This is a genomic window from Nostoc sp. DedVER02 (assembly GCF_034530675.2).
GTDB lineage: Bacteria > Cyanobacteriota > Cyanobacteriia > Cyanobacteriales > Nostocaceae > Nostoc.
This window is the reverse complement of sequence record NZ_JAVRCP020000001.1, coordinates 741,617-760,669: the sequence shown is the minus strand read 5'-3', so window position 1 is coordinate 760,669 and position 19,053 is coordinate 741,617. Positions and strand designations below refer to the sequence as shown.

The 19,053-nt window shown below is 41.7% G+C and carries 12 protein-coding genes; 4 read left to right on the top strand and 8 right to left on the bottom strand.

Features of this window, described 5'->3' with window-relative positions; genetic code table 11:
* Positions 1 to 13 precede the first annotated feature (13 nt).
* From RMZ41_RS03355 to RMZ41_RS03345, 3 genes are all read right to left on the bottom strand, one after another.
* On the bottom strand, positions 14 to 2,014 hold the full coding sequence (locus RMZ41_RS03355) for an ATP-binding protein (protein WP_322644259.1): 2,001 nt from the start codon (positions 2,012 to 2,014) through the stop codon (positions 14 to 16).
* Positions 2,015 to 2,455: 441 nt separating this feature from the next.
* Positions 2,456 to 2,956, bottom strand: a complete 501-nt coding sequence (locus RMZ41_RS03350) for a fatty acid hydroxylase (protein ID WP_322644260.1) — start codon at positions 2,954 to 2,956, stop codon at positions 2,456 to 2,458.
* A 1,209-nt stretch (positions 2,957 to 4,165) separates the two neighbouring features.
* On the bottom strand, positions 4,166 to 4,345 hold the full coding sequence (locus tag RMZ41_RS03345) for a RepB family protein (protein ID WP_322644261.1): 180 nt from the start codon (positions 4,343 to 4,345) through the stop codon (positions 4,166 to 4,168).
* A 564-nt stretch (positions 4,346 to 4,909) separates the two neighbouring features.
* Here RMZ41_RS03345 and RMZ41_RS03340 point away from each other — a divergent pair.
* Positions 4,910 to 8,455, top strand: coding sequence for an NB-ARC domain-containing protein (locus RMZ41_RS03340; protein ID WP_322644262.1), 3,546 nt, complete (start codon positions 4,910 to 4,912; stop codon positions 8,453 to 8,455).
* A 150-nt stretch (positions 8,456 to 8,605) separates the two neighbouring features.
* On the opposite strand, the gene RMZ41_RS03335 is transcribed toward RMZ41_RS03340, so the two are convergent.
* From RMZ41_RS03335 to RMZ41_RS03325, 3 genes are all read right to left on the bottom strand, one after another.
* Positions 8,606 to 9,580: an SGNH/GDSL hydrolase family protein gene (locus tag RMZ41_RS03335; protein ID WP_322644263.1), complete on the bottom strand. Its 975-nt coding sequence runs from the start codon at positions 9,578 to 9,580 to the stop codon at positions 8,606 to 8,608.
* Between the two features lie 62 nt (positions 9,581 to 9,642).
* Entirely contained in the window at positions 9,643 to 10,755 is a 1,113-nt protein-coding gene (locus RMZ41_RS03330) for a 3-oxoacyl-ACP synthase III family protein (protein WP_322644264.1), read from the bottom strand.
* Positions 10,756 to 10,773: 18 nt separating this feature from the next.
* Positions 10,774 to 12,534 (bottom strand): ScyA-related TPP-binding enzyme, encoded by a 1,761-nt coding sequence (locus RMZ41_RS03325; protein ID WP_322644265.1) that lies wholly within the window; start codon positions 12,532 to 12,534, stop codon positions 10,774 to 10,776.
* Positions 12,535 to 13,068: 534 nt separating this feature from the next.
* Here RMZ41_RS03325 and RMZ41_RS03320 point away from each other — a divergent pair.
* Both RMZ41_RS03320 and RMZ41_RS03315 read left to right on the top strand, forming a co-directional pair.
* On the top strand, positions 13,069 to 13,761 hold the full coding sequence (locus tag RMZ41_RS03320; RefSeq protein WP_322644266.1) for a haloacid dehalogenase type II: 693 nt from the start codon (positions 13,069 to 13,071) through the stop codon (positions 13,759 to 13,761).
* Positions 13,762 to 14,012: 251 nt separating this feature from the next.
* Positions 14,013 to 14,882, top strand: a complete 870-nt coding sequence (locus RMZ41_RS03315) for a DUF5895 domain-containing protein (RefSeq protein ID WP_322644267.1) — start codon at positions 14,013 to 14,015, stop codon at positions 14,880 to 14,882.
* Positions 14,883 to 15,004: 122 nt separating this feature from the next.
* Here the strand turns inward: RMZ41_RS03315 and RMZ41_RS03310 are convergent, their stop codons facing one another.
* Both RMZ41_RS03310 and RMZ41_RS03305 read right to left on the bottom strand, forming a co-directional pair.
* Entirely contained in the window at positions 15,005 to 16,264 is a 1,260-nt protein-coding gene (locus RMZ41_RS03310) for a murein transglycosylase A (protein ID WP_322644387.1), read from the bottom strand.
* Between the two features lie 3 nt (positions 16,265 to 16,267).
* Positions 16,268 to 16,522 (bottom strand): hypothetical protein, encoded by a 255-nt coding sequence (locus RMZ41_RS03305; RefSeq protein WP_109010830.1) that lies wholly within the window; start codon positions 16,520 to 16,522, stop codon positions 16,268 to 16,270.
* Positions 16,523 to 17,251: 729 nt separating this feature from the next.
* Between RMZ41_RS03305 and mutL the strand changes: the two genes are divergently transcribed.
* Complete coding sequence (gene mutL / locus RMZ41_RS03300) at positions 17,252 to 18,985, top strand: DNA mismatch repair endonuclease MutL (RefSeq protein ID WP_322644268.1); 1,734 nt, start codon at positions 17,252 to 17,254, stop codon at positions 18,983 to 18,985.
* Positions 18,986 to 19,053 lie beyond the last annotated feature (68 nt).

Below are 19,053 nucleotides of genomic sequence, written 5' to 3'. Positions count from 1 at the left end.
GGTTGAGGTTTCTCTAGTGGCGTATTTCGGTAGGGTTAGAACAACAGAACCAAGACAACAAAGTGGCGTAAAGTTTTAATGAAATTGGATGCCGTTGGAACATCTGGTAAATTTGATCGGGTGATGCCGTTTCCACATCTGGACTGTGCTGCGAAAGTCGCTGGATCAATTGAGTATGGCGGATCAGCAAATCTGTCGGTTTGAGCATTGGATTTGATGGAATAAAACCGTCGGCATCGGGTGTATGAGATAATTCCGTTGTGGCAGTTGGTGAGGCAGAGGCGTAATTCTGTTCTTCAGCAGCATCCACCACTGCACAATTTAATGGAATCTGAATCCAGAATTCTGTGCCCTCACCCGGTTGAGAACGACACTTGAGGATTCCTCCATGTTTGTCTACAACAATTTGGTAGCTGATTGCCATTCCTAAGCCAGTTCCCTTTCCAATATCTTTCGTGGTGAAAAAGGGATCGTAAATGCGGCGGATCACCTCCTCCTTCATGCCTGGGCCATTGTCGGCAATGCGAATCACAACCCACTGGCCATCAAGGACTTTGGTACGAATAGTGATGGTCGGGAGTATCATTTGTCCTTTGTCATTTGTTATTTGTGATTCCTTTGGTGCCAATGACGAATGACTAATCACTAATGACTCTTCGATCGCATCAATGGCATTTGCTAGGATGTTCATAAACACCTGATTTAACTGTCCGGGATAGCATTCAATTAAGGGAAGCTTGGCATAATCTTTAATGATTTCAATTGCCGGACGGCGAATATCTGCTTTTAAGCGATGGTGAAGAATCATTAGCGTTCCATCGATGCCATCATGGATGTTGACGGCTTTCATTTCCGCTTCATCATGGCGGGAAAAGTTTTTCAGGGATTGGACAATTTCGACGATGCGATCGGTTCCCACTTTCATCGAATCTAGCAGTTTGGGGAGATCCTGGATGATAAATTCCAGGTCTATATCGTCTAACTCTGATTCCAACTCTGGAGGAATAATAGGTAAGAATTTCTGATACTTTTCCAATAGGTGTAACAAGTCTTGGGAATATTCGGCAACATATTTTAAATTGCCGCAAATAAAGTTAACCGGGTTGTTGATTTCGTGGGCAACTCCGGCAATGAGTTGTCCGAGACTGGACATTTTTTCGCTTTGGATTAACTGAGTTTGAGCCAATTGCAACTCATGAAGAGCTTGCTGAAGCTTCTGTGTCTGGGCTTTTGCCTGGACTGCTGCTTGAGTGCTTTGTTCGTAAAGTAAAGCTTTGTCAATGGCGATCGCACTTTGAGAGGCAAAGATGCTCACAAGTTTCAGGTGTTCGGCTTTGTATGAGTCAGTTTTGGATGTGCCAATTGCGATCGCTCCCAGTACCCGCTCCTTGGCTCGTAACGGTACACAAATCATGGCGCTAACGTTTTTTTGCCTCTCTAATCGAGGATCGGCTTGCACATCATTGATCAGTTCTGCGCGGTTGGATTGCACAATATTGCCAATAATTCCCTTACCTGGTTCTGGGTGACTATCGTCAAAAAACACTCCAAATTCGGCGATGATTTCAAAGGCTGTTGCATCAGGATTCAATAGTAGAATCATCCCCGCAGACGATTCAATTAATCGACTTAATTCTTGAAGCACGAGTTGAGCAATTTGTCGAGTATCTAAACTTGTGGCGAGTTGAGTCGAAATATCCTCAAACAAATCAATTTCCTGATACCGCTCCAGCAATTCTATGGCAAGTACTTTTTTCTCAGCTTCTTGCTTGGCTAGCAATGAGAGCAAAGTTGCAAGTAAAGTTGCCTGTTCTCCTCCAACAACCCAACCAATGATTTCTCCTGACACCTCTACTGGATATCGGTTTTCGGTAGTTTGCTCCCCAATGCTAATTAGTTTAGTGCCATCTACCAGTTCAACATCAATCGCAATATTGAACTGATAAACTAAGTTATGAAGGAGAGATGGCCACTCTTTTTTGTTGAGAATCTTTCTGAGGCTAACTGTGGACATAAAACACCTCATCAGTAGCAGGTTGCAAATTAACCCCATTCGAGCAAATTGGGTGATTAATTTTATTAATGAACGCAGCAAACACAGGGCAGGAGACAGGAGGAAAACCGCCCTCTCTGGAAAAGAGAGGAATTCTCATAAAAATCTAGGGATATATTAATTTGCCAATTAAGACTAGCTTTCCCAAAAACATTGGCGATGTAACAGTGAAGTTGAACGTTAGCAAATACCTTTATACTTCGTAACAGAGGTATCATTCTGTTTGTATAACTCGCTTGGTTTTTAGAGTTTACGCAAAGCCACAGACAGTAGGGGCAATTCATGAATTGCCCCTACCGGATAATATATTTTCCTGAAAATATAAATAGCGTAGCAAAAGAAACTGCGATCGCAGCTTCTTTTGCTACTTTTAAAAATTATTGAGATCGGTGTTCGCTTCTATTAGATCCGAGAGTAGCGAAAACGAATTCTGAGTAATCGAAGCCAGCGTAACCACATTTGTGCAGGTTCTTCAAAGAAGGTGAAAATATCACCGAAACCTAAATTAGTTTTGTGATGATGTAACCAGTGTCTTTCAGGAGTAGTAATAAATAAAATTTGGCATAAAATATTTATAGCCTTTGGAGTTTGCCAACCCAGTACACTAATGTGTCTCCACCATACATGAAACTGACCAAACAGTAATCCAGAAATAACACCAATGGGAGAGAAAGACCACAAAACTACTGCTATGAGTACATAAGGCAAAGCTCCCAGGATACCATCTAAAAGAACCTGGGGATTAAAAGTCAAAATAGCGTAGTGGCGGAAGTCCTTTTTCCAAGAGTGGTGCGTTTTTAAATGAAGGCTACCAAAAACGTGCTCGGGTACGTGGTAAATGAATGTAGATAAAAAATCACCAAAAAATAGTAATAACCAAGCAACAGCGATAGCCTCAAGCATTTGTACTCCTCAAGAATAGTTAAGAAAATTCCACAAAAAATATGCAAATGTCATGCTGTCGGCGTAGACACCCGGTTTACGCTATGCAAGCAGCATCTATGCTTCTTATGGATCTACGCTTCAGTCAATTTGGCTCAGAGTATATAGAATTGGATCGGTTGCAGTTTCGTAAACTTCCGCTCCTTAATGCAGTAAACAGCAACTCGTAAGAACCTCCAACTTGACTTCTAGCTCTGGGTTAATGGTAAAAATACATCTAAAACCCGATGGAGATACAGTATTTTACCATAGTTACTACACAATCTTCTTACTAAGGCATACAGCGTAGGCAAAGATTGAGTTAAAGTTAGTACAAATTTAGGTTAAGGATTTTTCCACATTGTTAATTTTAAGTTGATTACAATTAACAAGGCAAAAAGATGTATGAAATAATTTTATAGCCTTCTAACTCTCCCTTAAAAAGGGGGATTTGTATTCTGTTTTTACCCTTTTTTAGGGGAATTACTACGAGCTTTTTCCAAAGGGAGGAATCATATCGGAGAAAAGAGATTTCTTCGAGTGGAGCAAGTGGCGTATTTTAGGGAGAAGAATAAGTGCCTAAAACCATAGCCAAATGCTTTTCAATTTTTCTATTAAAAAATTAAAAATAGATTATATTATTAGATTTTCCCCCTTGTATCTTTTATAAAAATGCAAGTTTTATCCCTCATTATCAGCATATTTTATAATTCGATTTGCAAACGCTTCTGTTTATTTAATTAATATTAATGGGAATTCTACTGTCCATATAATATTTATTTAACTAATCAAATATAAAAAAGTTAGCTGATTTTTATACGAGAAAGTTTTGCTTTTTGTATTGGAACTTCCACAAACACACCATCAATTTTCTTAACCTTGTATTTGATGAAGCTAGAAAGCACTCCAAAATCAACATCAAATATTTACATATTGAATCTAGGCTTTTGCTTCTGGATATCTCATTTCATTGATGATGTTCTTGACTTGATGATTTAAATTTTATCGGAAGTCTTCTAGATTTATTAAGGATGCTAAAGTATTTTAACTGTTGTGCTTAATTCGTAAATTCATGCGATTTTTAGGTAAAATAAAACCCTGGACAAAGTTTTACCTTCTTGTGCAGGGTTGTGTATTATATTTGCTTAAGGCAGGCTCTTTTAAACTGAGACTGCGTAAAGCCGTGAAAAGTCAAGGTAGGGCTTGAATAAGTTCCCGAATCACATCTATTGCGGGTATACCTGTCTGTTCACAATACTTTTCAAGGTTCTGAGCTTCATCTGATGTCAAGTTTAAGGTAATTCGCTTAAGCGCCCTTTTTTTACTGGAGGTTGCCAAACGGGGAGATTTAAGTGCAGTAGTTTTATTCATTGATTGATAGTTTAGATATATACAAGCTTTCTTTATCAAGATTGCCAATTCCGAACCGTCTTTACCAGTGAAAATCAGGATTTTTGGATTGAACTTAAGCTTTATGCCCAAACATCTTACTGAAGAGGCAAAGTAGCAAATAGTTGCTTCACACTTAATTGATCTGTCATTAGCTCTAGTACTAGAAACTTTTAGCTCAAGAGCTTATGTCAGCAATGCCTCACAAAGTAGATTGTCTGTTGAGCAGGTGGTATTGAATTACCGAGACGAGTAGATTGCAAAAGGTGGTTTTGATCAGTAAAGATTCTTGGTAATATAAGACTCCTACTTGATTTTGAACAGAACTCAGTACAACTTTATTCCTTCTTTCCCATTCCCCATTACCTGTTAATAGTTCCTTATCTCTACGAGTGATTCAGGAATCAAATCGGAATCCCATATATGTGTTTTAAATCCTCTGCAACATGAGATTATTCCTTTGTGAGAGCTATCACTTCATATCTATAGCAACCTAATAGATAATTCCTTTTAGTCAAAGGTGATTATACGAAAGTGAGTTAATACATGACTTTACAGAATTGGAGACGCAAGCGTGGCGTTGCACTTACTACCAAGGGGTTACAAAAAATTAAAGAAGCAAAGCATCAGTCAGAAGCAAAAGATAATTTTGGAAACAGGTATACTCTGGAAGAAATGAGTGCCCGCTCTGGATTATACTCGGCGACTATCTCGAAAGTATTGAATCGGGAAGGAGGAGTTGATAAACAGACTATTGAAAAGCTTTTTTCAGCTTTTAATTTAAAAATAGATAAAAGTGACTATTTAAGCTCAACTAATCGTCTAGATTGGGGAGAAGCTATCTTTAACCCAGTTTTTTATGGACGTACAGAAGAACTTACTACTTTAGAACAATGGATTTTCAATGAACAGTGTCGATTGGTTGCCCTATTAGGGATAGGAGGTATTGGGAAAACTACGCTGTCTGTAAAGCTTGCTCAACAGATTCAGGACAACTTTGAGTATGCGATCTGGCGATCGCTACGAGAAGCCCCACCTGTTAAAATTATTCTAGGTAACTTAATCCAATTTTTATCTGACGAACAGGAAACAGAAGGTAACTTACCAGAAAGCTTTAGTGATAGGGTATCGAGACTCCTCTATTATTTACAAAATCATCGCTGTTTGGTAATCCTTGATAATGCAGAGTCAATTCTCCGCAGTGGTAGCCGCGCCGGACTTTATCGAGAAGGATATGAAGAATACGGTGAGCTTTTAAGACGCATAGGAGAAGCAACTCACCAAAGCTGTTTAGTGTTGACTAGTCGTGAAAAACCGAAAGAAGTGGCATTGCTCGAAGGAGAAGCACTACCTGTTCGTTCATTGCTACTGAGTGGTTTGAAGATGCTGGAAGGGCAAGAAATCTTGAAACTCAAAGGGCTATCAGCAGCACAGGATGAATGGAAAGTAATGATTGAACGCTATGCAGGCAATCCACTCGCCTTAAAGATAGTTGCTACGACTGTTCAAGAAATATTTGGTGGGAATGTGACTGCCTTTTTGCAGCAAGATACGTCTGTTTTTGGTGACATTCGTGATATTTTAGAGCAGCAGTTTGAGCGCTTGTCAGATTTAGAGAAGGATATCATGTACTGGCTAGCGATTAATCGGGAGTCGGTTACACTCTCAGAATTGCGAGATGATATTATATCACCAGTACCACAAGCAAAATTACTAGAGGCTGTAGAATCTTTAGGAAGGCGATCGCTAATCGAGAAAGCTACGCCTACGCTGATTGAAAAAACTGGATCATTCTTTACACTCCAACCTGTAGTTATGGAGTATGTGACTAGTCGCTTAATAGAAAGTGTATGTGAAGAGATTATCACTCAGAATATTTATCTCTTCAGGAGTAAAGCTCTAACAAAAGCGACAGCCAAAGAATATGTTAGGGATACTCAAATTCGCCTGATCGTCAAACCAGTTATAGATGGGTTGCTTACTGCCTTTAGAAGTAAAAAAAATCTAGAAAATCATTTAGCTCAAATTTTAGCAACCCTACGAGAGATATCTCCTCTAGAACAAAGTTATACAGCAGGAAATGTCTTTAACTTACTTTGTCATTTAGAAACCGATCTCAGTAATTATGATTTTTCTTATCTAACTATTTGGCAGGCCGACTTGCAGCATGTAAAGTTGCATAATGCAAATTTTGCTCACGCCCATCTAGCTAAGTGTGTTTTTATTGAAACCTTTGGTGGTATTTTTTCGGTAGCCTTTAGCCCCAATGGTAAACTTTTAGCTACTGGTGATACCAATGGAGAAATTCGCTTGTACGAAGTTGCCAATAGTCAGCAACTTATGGCTTGTAAGGGTCATAATGGTTGGGTTTGGTCAGTTACTTTTAGTCCCGACGGTCAGGTTCTTGCCAGTGGCAGTAATGACCAAACAATAAAACTGTGGGATACCAGTACTGGTCAGTGTTTAAAAACTTTTGAGAGTCATAGTGGTGGGGTTCGTTCAGTCACTTTTAGTCCTGACAATCAGGTTCTTGCTAGTGGCAGTGATGACCAAACAGTGAAACTGTGGAATATCAGTACAGGCAAATGTTTGAAAACGTTGCAAGAAAATGGTTGTAGTGTATGGTCTGTTGCCTTTAATCCAAAAGGTGATGTGTTGGCAAGTGGAAATGATGACTATAAAGTAAGGCTGTGGGATATTAACAGCAATTCATGTATTCACACTTTAGAAGGTCACACTCAACGGGTATACTCAGTCACTTTCAGCCCTGACGGTAATACATTAGCTAGCGCCAGCCATGACCAAACAGTTAAACTTTGGGACACAAGTACTAGTAAATGTATTAAAACTTTGCAGGGACATACAGACTTGGTACATTCAGTTACTTTCAGCGTAGATGGTAGCGCTCTTGTTAGTTGCGGTGACGATCAAACAGTTAAGATATGGGATTTTGTGAGTGGTCAATGCCTTAAAACTCTACAAGGACATAAAAGTAGGGTATGGTCGTTAGCAATATGTATAAATCAAAATATTTGTGCTAGTAGCAGTGATGACCAAACGGTAAAGTTATGGAATATCAGTACTGGTCGATGCATTAAGACTTTCCAGGGTTACAACAATGGGATATGGTCAGTTGCTGTCAGCCCAACCGATAATAATATTCTTGCTAGTGGTAGTAATGACCAAACAGTGACACTGTGGGATATTACGGCTGGTAAGTGTATCAAAACCTTACAAGAACATGGTAGGAGAGTTACATCAGTTGGCTTTAGCCCTAATGCTAACTTGCTTGCTAGCGGTAGCGAAGACCAAACCGTAAGGTTATGGGATCTAAGTACTAGTAAATGCCTTAAAATATTGAAAGGACATACTAATCGAGTTATATCAGTTACTTTTAGTGCAGACAGCTATTTTTTGGCAAGTGGTAGCGATGACCAAACAATAAGAATATGGGATATTAACACTGGTCAATGCCTCAATACTTTACGAGAACATAGTGGTAGAACATGGTCAGTCACCTTTAGTCCTGATAGTCATGTATTAGCTAGTGGTAGTCATGACCGAACAGTGAAACTTTGGGATGTTCGTACTGGTAAATGCTTTAAGACTTTACAAAGTCATACTGACTGGATATACTCAGTTAACTTCCATGCAGATGGTTTCACCCTAGCAAGTGGGAGTGGCGATCAAACGATTAAACTGTGGGATGTCAGCACTGGTCAATGTCTTAGAACTTTGCAAGGCCACACAAATACTGTATATTCAGTTGCTTTCAGTTCGGATGGTCGTATACTGGCGAGTGGTAGTGGAGACCAAACAGTTAAGCTTTGGGATGTTAACACAGGTAGCTGTTTAAGAACTTTATCAGGACATATTAAATGGGTTTGGTCAGTCACATTTAGTTCTGACGATCAGACTGTAGTCAGTTGTAGTGAAGATGAGACAATTAAGATTTGGGATGTACAAACTGGTGAATGTTTGAAAACTTTGAAAAGTAAAAATCCTTATGAGGGAATGAATATCACTAGTATAAGTGGCTTAACTGAGTCTCAGAAGGATACTTTAAAAGCTCTAGGAGCAGTTGAGTATTAAAGGGCAATACAGTTCAGATAAGACCAAAACACTTGTAGAGACGACGATTTATCGCGTCTCCAAAACCCAAAATTTTTGCCAGTAGCCCTTAATCTGAACCGTATTGTATTAAAGGGGATTTAATAAGCCAGTTTGGGAACAAGTGCTAATTCAATTAGTTATTTTGCGTTTCCATATCGAAACTGCACCTAAAATGCTGTATACTAGCATTCCTAATCCAGCAGATGCTTCGGGTACTGGCTGAAGTGCTGAGAATGCTAATTCTCCAATTAGTTTATGAGCAGTAGTTGTAGGATGCACTCCGTCCCAAAATAAAAATTCTTCAGGGTTACAGGAAACTTGTTGTGTGGGAATCTCTATAGGCACTACTGATAAGTCTTCGCTAATACAAGAGTTAGTAACGTTTGTAAAACCGAATTCCTCTGGAGTGGCAACTATCCTATCAAATAGGGAATTAACATTCAGTTCTATAATGTTGATATCTGGACTTAATTGTTGGCTCAAAACTTGGAGTTCTGTATTCAAGCTAGAGTTATGTTCGCTGCTAAATGTGCTAAATAAGTTGGAACGTTGACTAGTAAAATTTGCAAAAGGTGATTTTCCCAAATCTGGTAAGTTGACGACCATGATATCTTTAGCACCATCAGCAACAAGTGATGTCAATGCTGTTGATAAATTTGCCACTGTATTACTAGGATTTGGCTCACCATCGAAAAAGTAACTTAGGTAGTCATTAGTTCCAGCCCAAATAATATATAGAGCATTAGGATCGGCAGTTTCTGCTGCTACAAAGTTATTTATCTGTTGCTGCAATCCTGGTAAGGTAGCTAAACCAATATTCTCAGTTCCTGTAGTTGCACCACCAAAAGCAAAGCTATTTTTCAGATTTAATGTTAATCCTAGATCGGAGGCAAGATAATCAACCCAATTTGGGCCATTAGAAAAATGCCCATTATAGTATGTTGGACTTGGGGGAACAATTCCATTAGTGGCGTTAAATACATTACCAATATCAGATAAACTGTCTCCAAAGACATAAATATTGTCATAATCTTTTGCTAATACTTTGAGTGGAAATATCAAAGATGCCAGCAAAAACCCTGTTGTTATAATTTGTCTTTGCATAGCTAATTCCTTAATCTAATTTAAAACTTATAAAGATGCCCTGAGAAAAATATCGCTTCTTTCTAGAAAGCTTTTTTTGCTAATTTAGAACTTTCAAGAGGGTGAGGGGCTAATGCCACATTACCCCAGCGCATTACACTTGCAGAAGCAACACCTGCTGCACCAGAACCATAAATGAGAACTAAGTCATTTTCGTGAATCTTACCCAAATGTGCAGCATGGTACAGATTTGCCACAGTCAGTACTGGCCCTATATTTGCATATAGAGGGTAGAGATCGATCGTGCGCTCTGGGTCAATACCTAATAGCCGCGTGCAGAAGCGTGTCATCCAAGCAGTAGGAGTATTGAAAAGAAAAAAGTCGATTTGCTCTAATGTTACACCAGCAGATGCGATCGCACCCTCACAACATATAGAAAGAAACTCCGCAGCCGTTTCGCGTAGAGCCTTCGCACCCTTACCAGTCTGCATACGGACTCGTGAATTTCCTTGTTCATCTTTTGTCAGTTCAGCAGATACGACCTCACACAGCGCACCTGTATGAACTGTCTTAGTGCCAAGGATACCCTGATTTCCTTCGAGTGAACTGACTACAAAGGCTCCAGCACCATCACCAAGAAACCAAGACACAGTATCTTGCTCGTCAAAAACGCGAGAATAGGAACATGAAATAACTACCAGTACATTGCGATACTCTCCCGTTCGCACCAAAGCAGAGGCAGTTTGAAGTACAACTGGCGTACTCCCACAGGTTCCATCAAGATTCCATGCAGCACCTACAAGACCTAGTTTGCGGGCGAGAAAGGCGGCATTGCCAAATCCAATTTGTTCAGGCCAAACTGAGGCCACAATCATCAAATCAATATCATTAACAGAAAGTTTGGCTGCATTCAGGGCATCTGTTGCCGCGCGATACTCCAAGGTTAAGGAGGACTCTTCATGACTCAGCACCCAGCGATCAATAGTACCGCGAAAGGGATCTGAGAGATAAGGCAACATTTCCATATCAAATTCGTTAGCTGGAGGGGTTCCAGTCAGCGAAAACATTCTTGCCAATCCTTTTTGTTCAGCCTGAGCTATTAGGTCAGGGTACTTTTCTACGTAATAGTTATTGGTACGTCTAATAGTTGGAAAACTTAGTGCAATTGAGCGAATACCTACTGGGGAATGCACCATATAAAATTTTTTCTTATCTTAATAGTTGGTAGCGCCCTGTGAAATTAGGCTTTGATTGCGACTGTGAGCGGGTGCTATTTGGGTGGGATCTATGATTACATCAACCACAAATGGGTTAGTCGCGGCGATCGCTTTTTCTAACGCCGCCTGGATGTCGTACTCTGTTTCAACGCGGATACCATCGGCTCCCATACCCTGAGCAATCTTGACGAAATTTACTTGGGGAATCGTTGCATCCACATTCTTGAAACCCACATACGTCATCCCCTGTTCGCACATATTGTAACGCCCGTCGTTGAGTACAATCCAGACGGCGGGAATTTGGTAGGCTACCGCAGTATTTACCTCGCTGCTCATGAGCATAGCACCATCCCCGACAATAGCAACTGCCTTGCGATTCCGTGCTGCTAAAGCAGTACCCACGACACCAGTTACAAAATGCCCCATAGACCCGAAGCCAGTGCTGACCCGGAAACGAGACGATTCGGCAAATCGCAACAGGTGAATTGCCCAAACCAAAGAGTTACCCACCTCGGTCATGACAACTGCATTGCTCTGTTCAACAATCACCTGTTGAATCATATTCATAAGCACATCTGGTCGTACTTTCCCGTCAGCACGCGGATGGATTAAATCGCGCTTAGATTTCTTCAGTGACGGAACTTTTGACATACCAGAACGATCTGGAAAATATTTCAGTAATGCCTTGCAAAAAACTCCCACATCGGAGTTGATCGCAAACGTCTCAACAGATGGATATGCGCTTCCTGGAACTTTTGGGTCTATATCAACATGCAAAAAACTACGCCTGGGGATCATCTCAGGGTTCCAAAATGATGTTAATTCGCCAAGACGTGTTCCTAATACTAGAATGTGCCTTGGACGTTGCTCCTTCATGTACCTGAAAACAGAATCATGCCCACCGAAGCCGGTAACGCCTACAAATTGAGGATGATCTTCAGGAAAAATCCCCTTACCTCGTGGCGAACACATTACGGCAGCCCCTGTTCTCTCAGCAAGCTGGCGAATCTCTTTTGCAGCACCCCGTGCCCCGAAGCCCACCCAAATTGCAAACGGCTCCTCAGATAGTAACCGAACACATTCGGCTATTGTCTCGTCACTTGCTGTTGCCGCAGCCTGAGACAAAGTTACTCGTGGCAAAGATGTATTTACAGAACTTGTCTGGATGTTTGCCGGAATGCTGATATGAGCGACAAATCCTCCTGGTTGTCCTAGACCAAGAGCAATCCTTCGAGCAACCTCTGGAAGTTCATCGCTGGATTCGAGGGTTGTCGCATAATGGAATATTGTCCCCGAAGTAAAAATACCTGCACTAGGCATAGTGTAGGTGCTAGTTTCTTGACAAGCCCACCGACCACGCTGTGGTGAAGAGGTCGAAGCTGATACGAAAATTACCTTAGCTCCCTCCCAACGGGCAGCCAACAGCCCTGTCAAAGCATTGGTGATCCCCGGCCCTGTAGTAGTGAATATGACAACTGGGCGATCGCTAGCAAAGTAAGCCTCAATTGCTGCAAAAGCTGCTCCAGCTTCGTGGCGAAAGTGCAGAACTTGGATGGAACTTTGGTGTAATGCAGCCCATACTGGCGCGATCGCACCTCCCGAAACCCCAAAGGCATACTCTACTCCCATCTCTTTTAGCATTTTAACCACTGCCTCTGCTACCGAAGAAGGTCTAGATGGCTGGCTATGAAATTCCTGTTCAGTAGAGTTTAATTGTTCAGTGTTAGTCGCTTGTGTATCCTGAAATTTAAGATGCATACAAACTATACTTGTTAGGAATAATTTCCCTGTGAAGTAAGATTATCCCACACACTGAAACTCAGCACTATTACTTTTTTTGGATAAGTACCATAGAAATTTTTAGCACTGTTTTCGTAAAGTACTTGTACCAATTCGTAATTCGTAGTTCGTAATTCGTAATTAAGAAAGTCCTACCTAGTCAGGCTTTCAGGGTTTGCATCTGTTTTATTATTTTCGTGAAATGGTATTAGTAACGTTAAAACGACCCTCACACTTCGCCTTGTCAATCTAACAGCCAATAACCTGATATAACAAAGGTTTAGAGACTTAAAAAATAGTGGATGTGGTGTGCCTGCGGCGGGTTGCACCAACGCAAATGGGTTAACCCGTCTTCTAGTAGTTCGCTTTCGTGACTTGGCGGGGTAAAGGGGAAAGGGGAAAGGTTTTAAATCTCTTACCCTTTACCCAGCCCTCACCCAGCATTTTTAGGTTGTCAGACCACTAGTTTCTGAGAACGGAACACTATGTAATCAAGCCCTGGAGTATAAAAAGGTGATTAACTTCAATCAGTATAAAGCTTTAACTTTCGATTGTTACGGAACCCTGATTGATTGGGAGAACGGCATTTTAGAAGCGCTAAAGCCACTTTTGCTGGCACACAACACTAATTTGGATGACGATCAAATTCTGGAACTTTTTGCTAATTTTGAAGCAGAACTTGAAAATGGTAATTATATCAAATATCGGGAAGTTTTGAACAAAGTAGTCGAAAAATTTGGTGAACGATTTGGCTTTGAGCCAACTGCCAAGGAGCTAAATTCACTTTCTGATTCGATTCAGCATTGGCTGCCTTTCCCCGATACAGTTGAGGCACTTAAAACCCTCAAGCAAAAATTTCAGTTGGTAATTATCTCGAATGTCGATGACGATCTTTTTGCTTTCTCAGCAAAGCATTTGGAGGTGGAATTTGACCAGATAATCACAGCAGAACAGGCAAAAAGCTACAAACCTTCCTTGAATAACTTCAGGCTGGCTATTGAGAGAATTGATTTGCCGCTAGAAGAGATATTACATATTGCTGCTAGTGTGTATCACGATATCGTTACAGCCAAATCTCTAGGACTGTCAACAGTCTGGGTAAACCGTCGAGCAGATCAACAAGGAGAATCAGCACTGAGTCAACCTGACTTAGAAATACCTGATTTAAATACTCTCGCTGTTATGAGTTCACAGAAACAATATTGAGCAATAAGTTTCAAGCGCCCAGCACTGTTTCGATCCGGATCTGTTGTTACAAAACTAAACAGGGATTGCAACATAGATTGATTCTGCCTTACCCTGGAAAAACTACTACGCCAGTTTAATGGCACGCTCGACCTTCTTTTGAGGGCGACACATGACGGGTAAGGCTTGTAGCAACCCTCTTTTCTGACTCTTTTTTCCTCAGCGTCCTGCCGATAAACTTGTTCAATAAAACACTTTGATAGCCTAAAACGATGAAAGCATCTGCTAATTTCGACTTTGAAGACGATAAATTTAATGCACCGCCTTCTCAAGTCATCCCTTGGTGTCAGATGATTAATCCTCGGTATGGCACAGATGGTATGCAATCCCACGGTTTGGCGATTAAATTAGATAATGCCAATGCTGTAGGCTTTGTGCCAGATGATAATTGGCAGCAGGTAGAGCATGAATTTAGCTCTGGAGTCGAAACAGTCTTTATTAGCACTACTCCAAATTTGGTTTTGGTGCGTCGGGGGCCATTGTCTGTCAAAGACCGAGAAAGTGGTCTAAAGCTAGGTACGCTCAAAGAGAATTATGATGCTTTCTTAGCAGACAAACTTAAATTTAAAACCTTTACCCGCTATCTAATTTTTATAGTGGGTGAGAATAAAAAGTTTTTGCACGAATCACCATTACAACTAACTCTTAATGGTGCTGCTGGAGCGAGTTTCAGCAAAACCTACTGCGAATATCAACAAGGTAAAGTAGTTAGTGGATTCGTTGCTGAACTAGAAAAAGCTTATGCGATTTACCGCAAGCAACCTTTAACACCAAAAGGGCCTTTATTTCATGCTCACGGGATTTTTTGCCCGATAATTGAGTGTGAAGAAAGAGGTATTGAACCAAATACTGTTCTGGTCGCTTCAACTGTGGACTATAAACATCCGACGGTAGGGACTTTAACACAATATTTAATTGCTTCAGATTCTCTTGAGTCTGCAATGATTTGCAAGACTTTTGAAGAATACAAAGATTTTGGCAAGGAACCTGTAAAATCAGAAACACCTAAATTGGCAATGGCAGGAGTTTCTAACTCTTACGTTTATGCCGATGAAGACGATTTTGCTTATCCGCCATATTAGGTGGGAATGGGGAATGGGGACTGGGGAATGGGGAATGGGGAATGGGGAATGGGGAAAAAAAGAGGTAATTTTAATTACTCCCCCTGCTCCCTGCTCCCTGCTCCCTGCTCCCTGCTCCCTGCCTAATCTTTAAGCAGCAAATAATATAGTGAACCATTACCGCCTGTGATGCCAGCGCGATCGCCTGCTAGTTTACCAGAACCCATAAAATAATCTACCCGGCCGGGGCCTTTGATGGCGCTTCCTGTATCCTGATCAAGCACATAGCGGCTGACAGTACGCCTCTCTAGTTTGCCACGGGCAACAGGATAGGGAAATGAGTTGTAAATCAGTGCTAGCGCTCCCGGAGGCATGAGAGACTTATCTGTGGCAATGGAACGTTCTGCTGTCACTGGCACATGAATACTACCAGTCGCTCCTCTACCGTTTGTTTCTTGGAAGAAAATAAATCGTTCCCAGCGCGGTAGATAATTATTCAACTCCTGCGGTTTTGCTCGGAAGTAACTAATCAAACGTGGCATTGTCAATCCATTCAGTGGAAGTTTGCCATCTTTAGCCAGTTCTTTGCCGATGCTAGTCCAGGGATAATCAGTTCCACCTGCATAGCCAATAGATGTTGTCTGACCATTAGTTAACTTAATTTGGGCAGAACCTTGGATATGTACCATGTATGCGTCTAAGCGATCGCGGAACCAAAGCAGTTCTAAACCGCGTAATTTGCTCTTATTCCCTTTTAAACCATCTTTTCCTTCCAAATCAATGCGTTTTGGGTGGGGTTTCGGCCATTGGCTGAAATCAGGTGGTAGCCGATAAAGGGGATACTTATATATTGCAGTCTTGACACGGCTAGCGGTGTAAACAGGTTCGTAGTAAGCAGTGAATTTAACAGTACCCTTGCCATCGTTGCCTACAGACTGGTAAAAGACAAACTCACGGCGGACAGCAGCTTGTAGTTGCGCTGGTGACTTAGAACTGACAACTAATTGGCGGAAACGTAACAAACTGCGGCGGACGCGATCAAGAGTAATTTCCTTGACTGGATAATTTTGATATGCCGCGATCGCCTCTTTCTTTGTTAGGTAAAGCAGACTGTTGTCAATGGAAGCCAACAACGCATTGCGATCGCCTATCTTACCTTTTTGGCCCCAAATTTGATCGTCCCAACCCAAGCAACTCTGCCGGAGGGTGCAATCACTTCCTATAGCGATTGGTTTTAACGGCGGCGCGATCTCAGGAGTGACTGGTATGGGCACAGGTGAGAGATCGGGAGTAGTCGGTATTGGCAACGGCAGTAAGTTAGGAACCTGAGCAACAGCCTGCCAGAAAGGATTTACAAGGGCAACTCCCAGACTCAAGGAAAGGAAAGCAAGGGTTTTTTTCATCATTTAGTTGAATCTTTCAACACTGGAACTAAAAACGGGTTCTACCCGGATTGCCACAACCCGAGAAGGTCTTACTACCATATATTCCCCTTGAATATTTTTGATCGGCACACTAATAAAGTCATTAGAAGCAGATTTTGGCACAAGTTCGCCACTATACCACTTCTGAAACTCTTGAATAGTAGGAAAACGTACTTCTTCCCGGTGGCCGCTTTCCAGTAGGAGGTATACGGCATATTCATTTGGAGTTCTAGCCATAAGATTGAATCACTTGAAAAACATTCAACCTATTGTTAACCACATAACCCCCGAATGAAAAGGGTAAGCATACGGGAGCGAGAACAAGGGGAACAAATAACTCCTAATACCTAAGTCTTCACTTTTCCCTTCTTTACAATTATTGAAGAAGAATTCAGGAGTCAGAATTCAGGAGTCAGAATTCAGGAGTCAGAATGGGCTAAACGCCCCGCTACCGCTAACAGGAGTCAGAATCAAGACGCGACGCTCGTTCCTCTCTACCACTATGCTATCGCGGACTCGCTTTAAGCTTTCGCGTAGCGTCTCGCAGAGAAGCCATGCCGTAGGCTTTACGCTTCGCTATCCACTAGTCGTACAGAATACTCAAGCTGAATTCTGAATTCTGACTCCTGAATTCTGTTCGATAAAAATTCCTCGTTAATTCGCCTCCTTCTTTCCCCAGCATAGGGGAAGCTATTTGTTTTTGAATTTTGGAACACCAGCAGTCTTGTTAAAACAACGTTTCCAAGATTCACGTATCAGAACTACCCAAAAATGAGTAGTGATGGGTAGCAATGGGCACAATACGGTTCGGTTAAAGGGGAAAGGTTTTGAATACATCCTTTACCCTTTACCCCTTACCCTTTCCCCAGCCCACAAGGAAAATGAAAAATGCTTATCCGAACCGTATTGGCAATGAGCAGGAATTAAGTTACAGTTCCTAGCCCCAGAAGCTATAAACTATAATTTATGGCATCTACTATTCAAGCTCTACCAACAGAAGTCGTATATCTTATTACAGCTGGTGAAGTTATCGACTCCTTAGCTTCTGTGGTGCGGGAATTGGTAGAAAATTCCCTAGACGCAGGTGCAACGCGAATTGTGGTTTCTCTATGGCCGCAGCAATGGCGAATTCGTGTTGCAGATAATGGCTATGGAATGAACTTAGATGACTTGCAACAAGCAGCCACAGCCCACAGCACCAGTAAAATTCACTCTAGTGCCGATTTATGGAAAATTAACAGTCTGGGGTTTCGTGGTGAGGCGTTACACAGCTTAACAACTCTGGCAGATTTGGAAATTTTGAGTCGTCCTGTGAATGGAAAATTAGGATGGCGGGTTAGCTATGGCAATGGTGGAGAAGTTGTGCAAGTAGAAGTAACTGCGATCGCACCTGGTACAGTGGTGACAGTTTCCAATCTTTTCGGTAATTGCTCATCTCGTCGTCAGGGATTACCCACAACAGCACAGCAAATGAAAGCTGTGCAAGCCACAATTCACCAAATTGCTCTCTGTCATCCCCACGTTACCTGGCAGATTTGGCAAAATGACCGTCAATGGTTCACCATCTCTCCCGCCGCGACAATTGGGCAATTGCTACCGCAGATTTTACCACAAGTGCGACAAGGTGATTTACAAGAAGTCAAACTCGAAATACCTAACCCCCCCAATTTTTGTACAGACGCGATGAATCGCGTCTCCCCACCCCCTTGTACAGACGCGATTCATCGCGTCTCTCCCCACTCAGCACTAAACTTAGTGGTAGGATTACCCGATCGCACTCATCGTCATCGTCCAGATTGGGTACGTGTAGCTATCAACAGACGCATGATTAAGACACCGGAACTAGAGCAAACAATATTATCAGCATTTCATAGAACATTACCACGCGATCGCTATCCAATTTGTTTCTTACATCTGGCAATTTCTCCCGACCAAATCAACTGGAATCGCAACCCAGCAAAAACAGAAATTTACCTCAACGAAATCATTTATTGGCAAGAGCAAATCACCCAAGCAATTAACCAAGCACTCAGCATCTCTTCTAATAATCTCAAAGAAGCTGTTCACACAACACGAGTTAGTAAATTACTCAAAGCCGCAGAAGCCAAAGGCGGCTACAACTTCAATCCTCAAAATCCCAAAGAAGATCGCAAAAATCCTAATTCCTTAAAAGCTGTCGCTCAAGTTAGCAACACTTATATTGTGGCGGAACATTCAGGTGGTATGTGGTTAGTAGAACAGCACATTGCCCATGAGCGAGTTTTGTATGAGCAATTGTGTGATGATTGGCAACTAGTCCCCGTAGAACCGCCAATCATTCTTTATCAATTGTCCCCAGCGCAAGTATCGCAACTAGAACGCATCGGTTTAGAAATAGAACCCTTTGGCGAGCAACTTTGGGCTGTCCGAAACATACCCGCACCTTTGCAACAGCGAGACGACTGTGCAGAAGCAATTTTAGAGCTTAGTTGGGGAGGCGACTTACAAACTGCTCAAGTAGCTGTCGCCTGTCGTAGTGCCATTCGTAACGGTACACCCATGAACCAAGAAGAAATGCAGACGCTTTTAGATAATTGGCAACGTACTCGCAACCCTCGCACCTGTCCCCACGGACGGCCAATTTATCTATCTTTAGAAGAATCAGCTTTAGCTCGATTTTTCCGGCGTAATTGGGTAATTGGAAAAAGTCATGGAATTTAACCTTTTCAGCGACACATTACAATTGAACTAGGAGAACAAGCACAAAATTGGGGGCTTTCCTGTCAAGA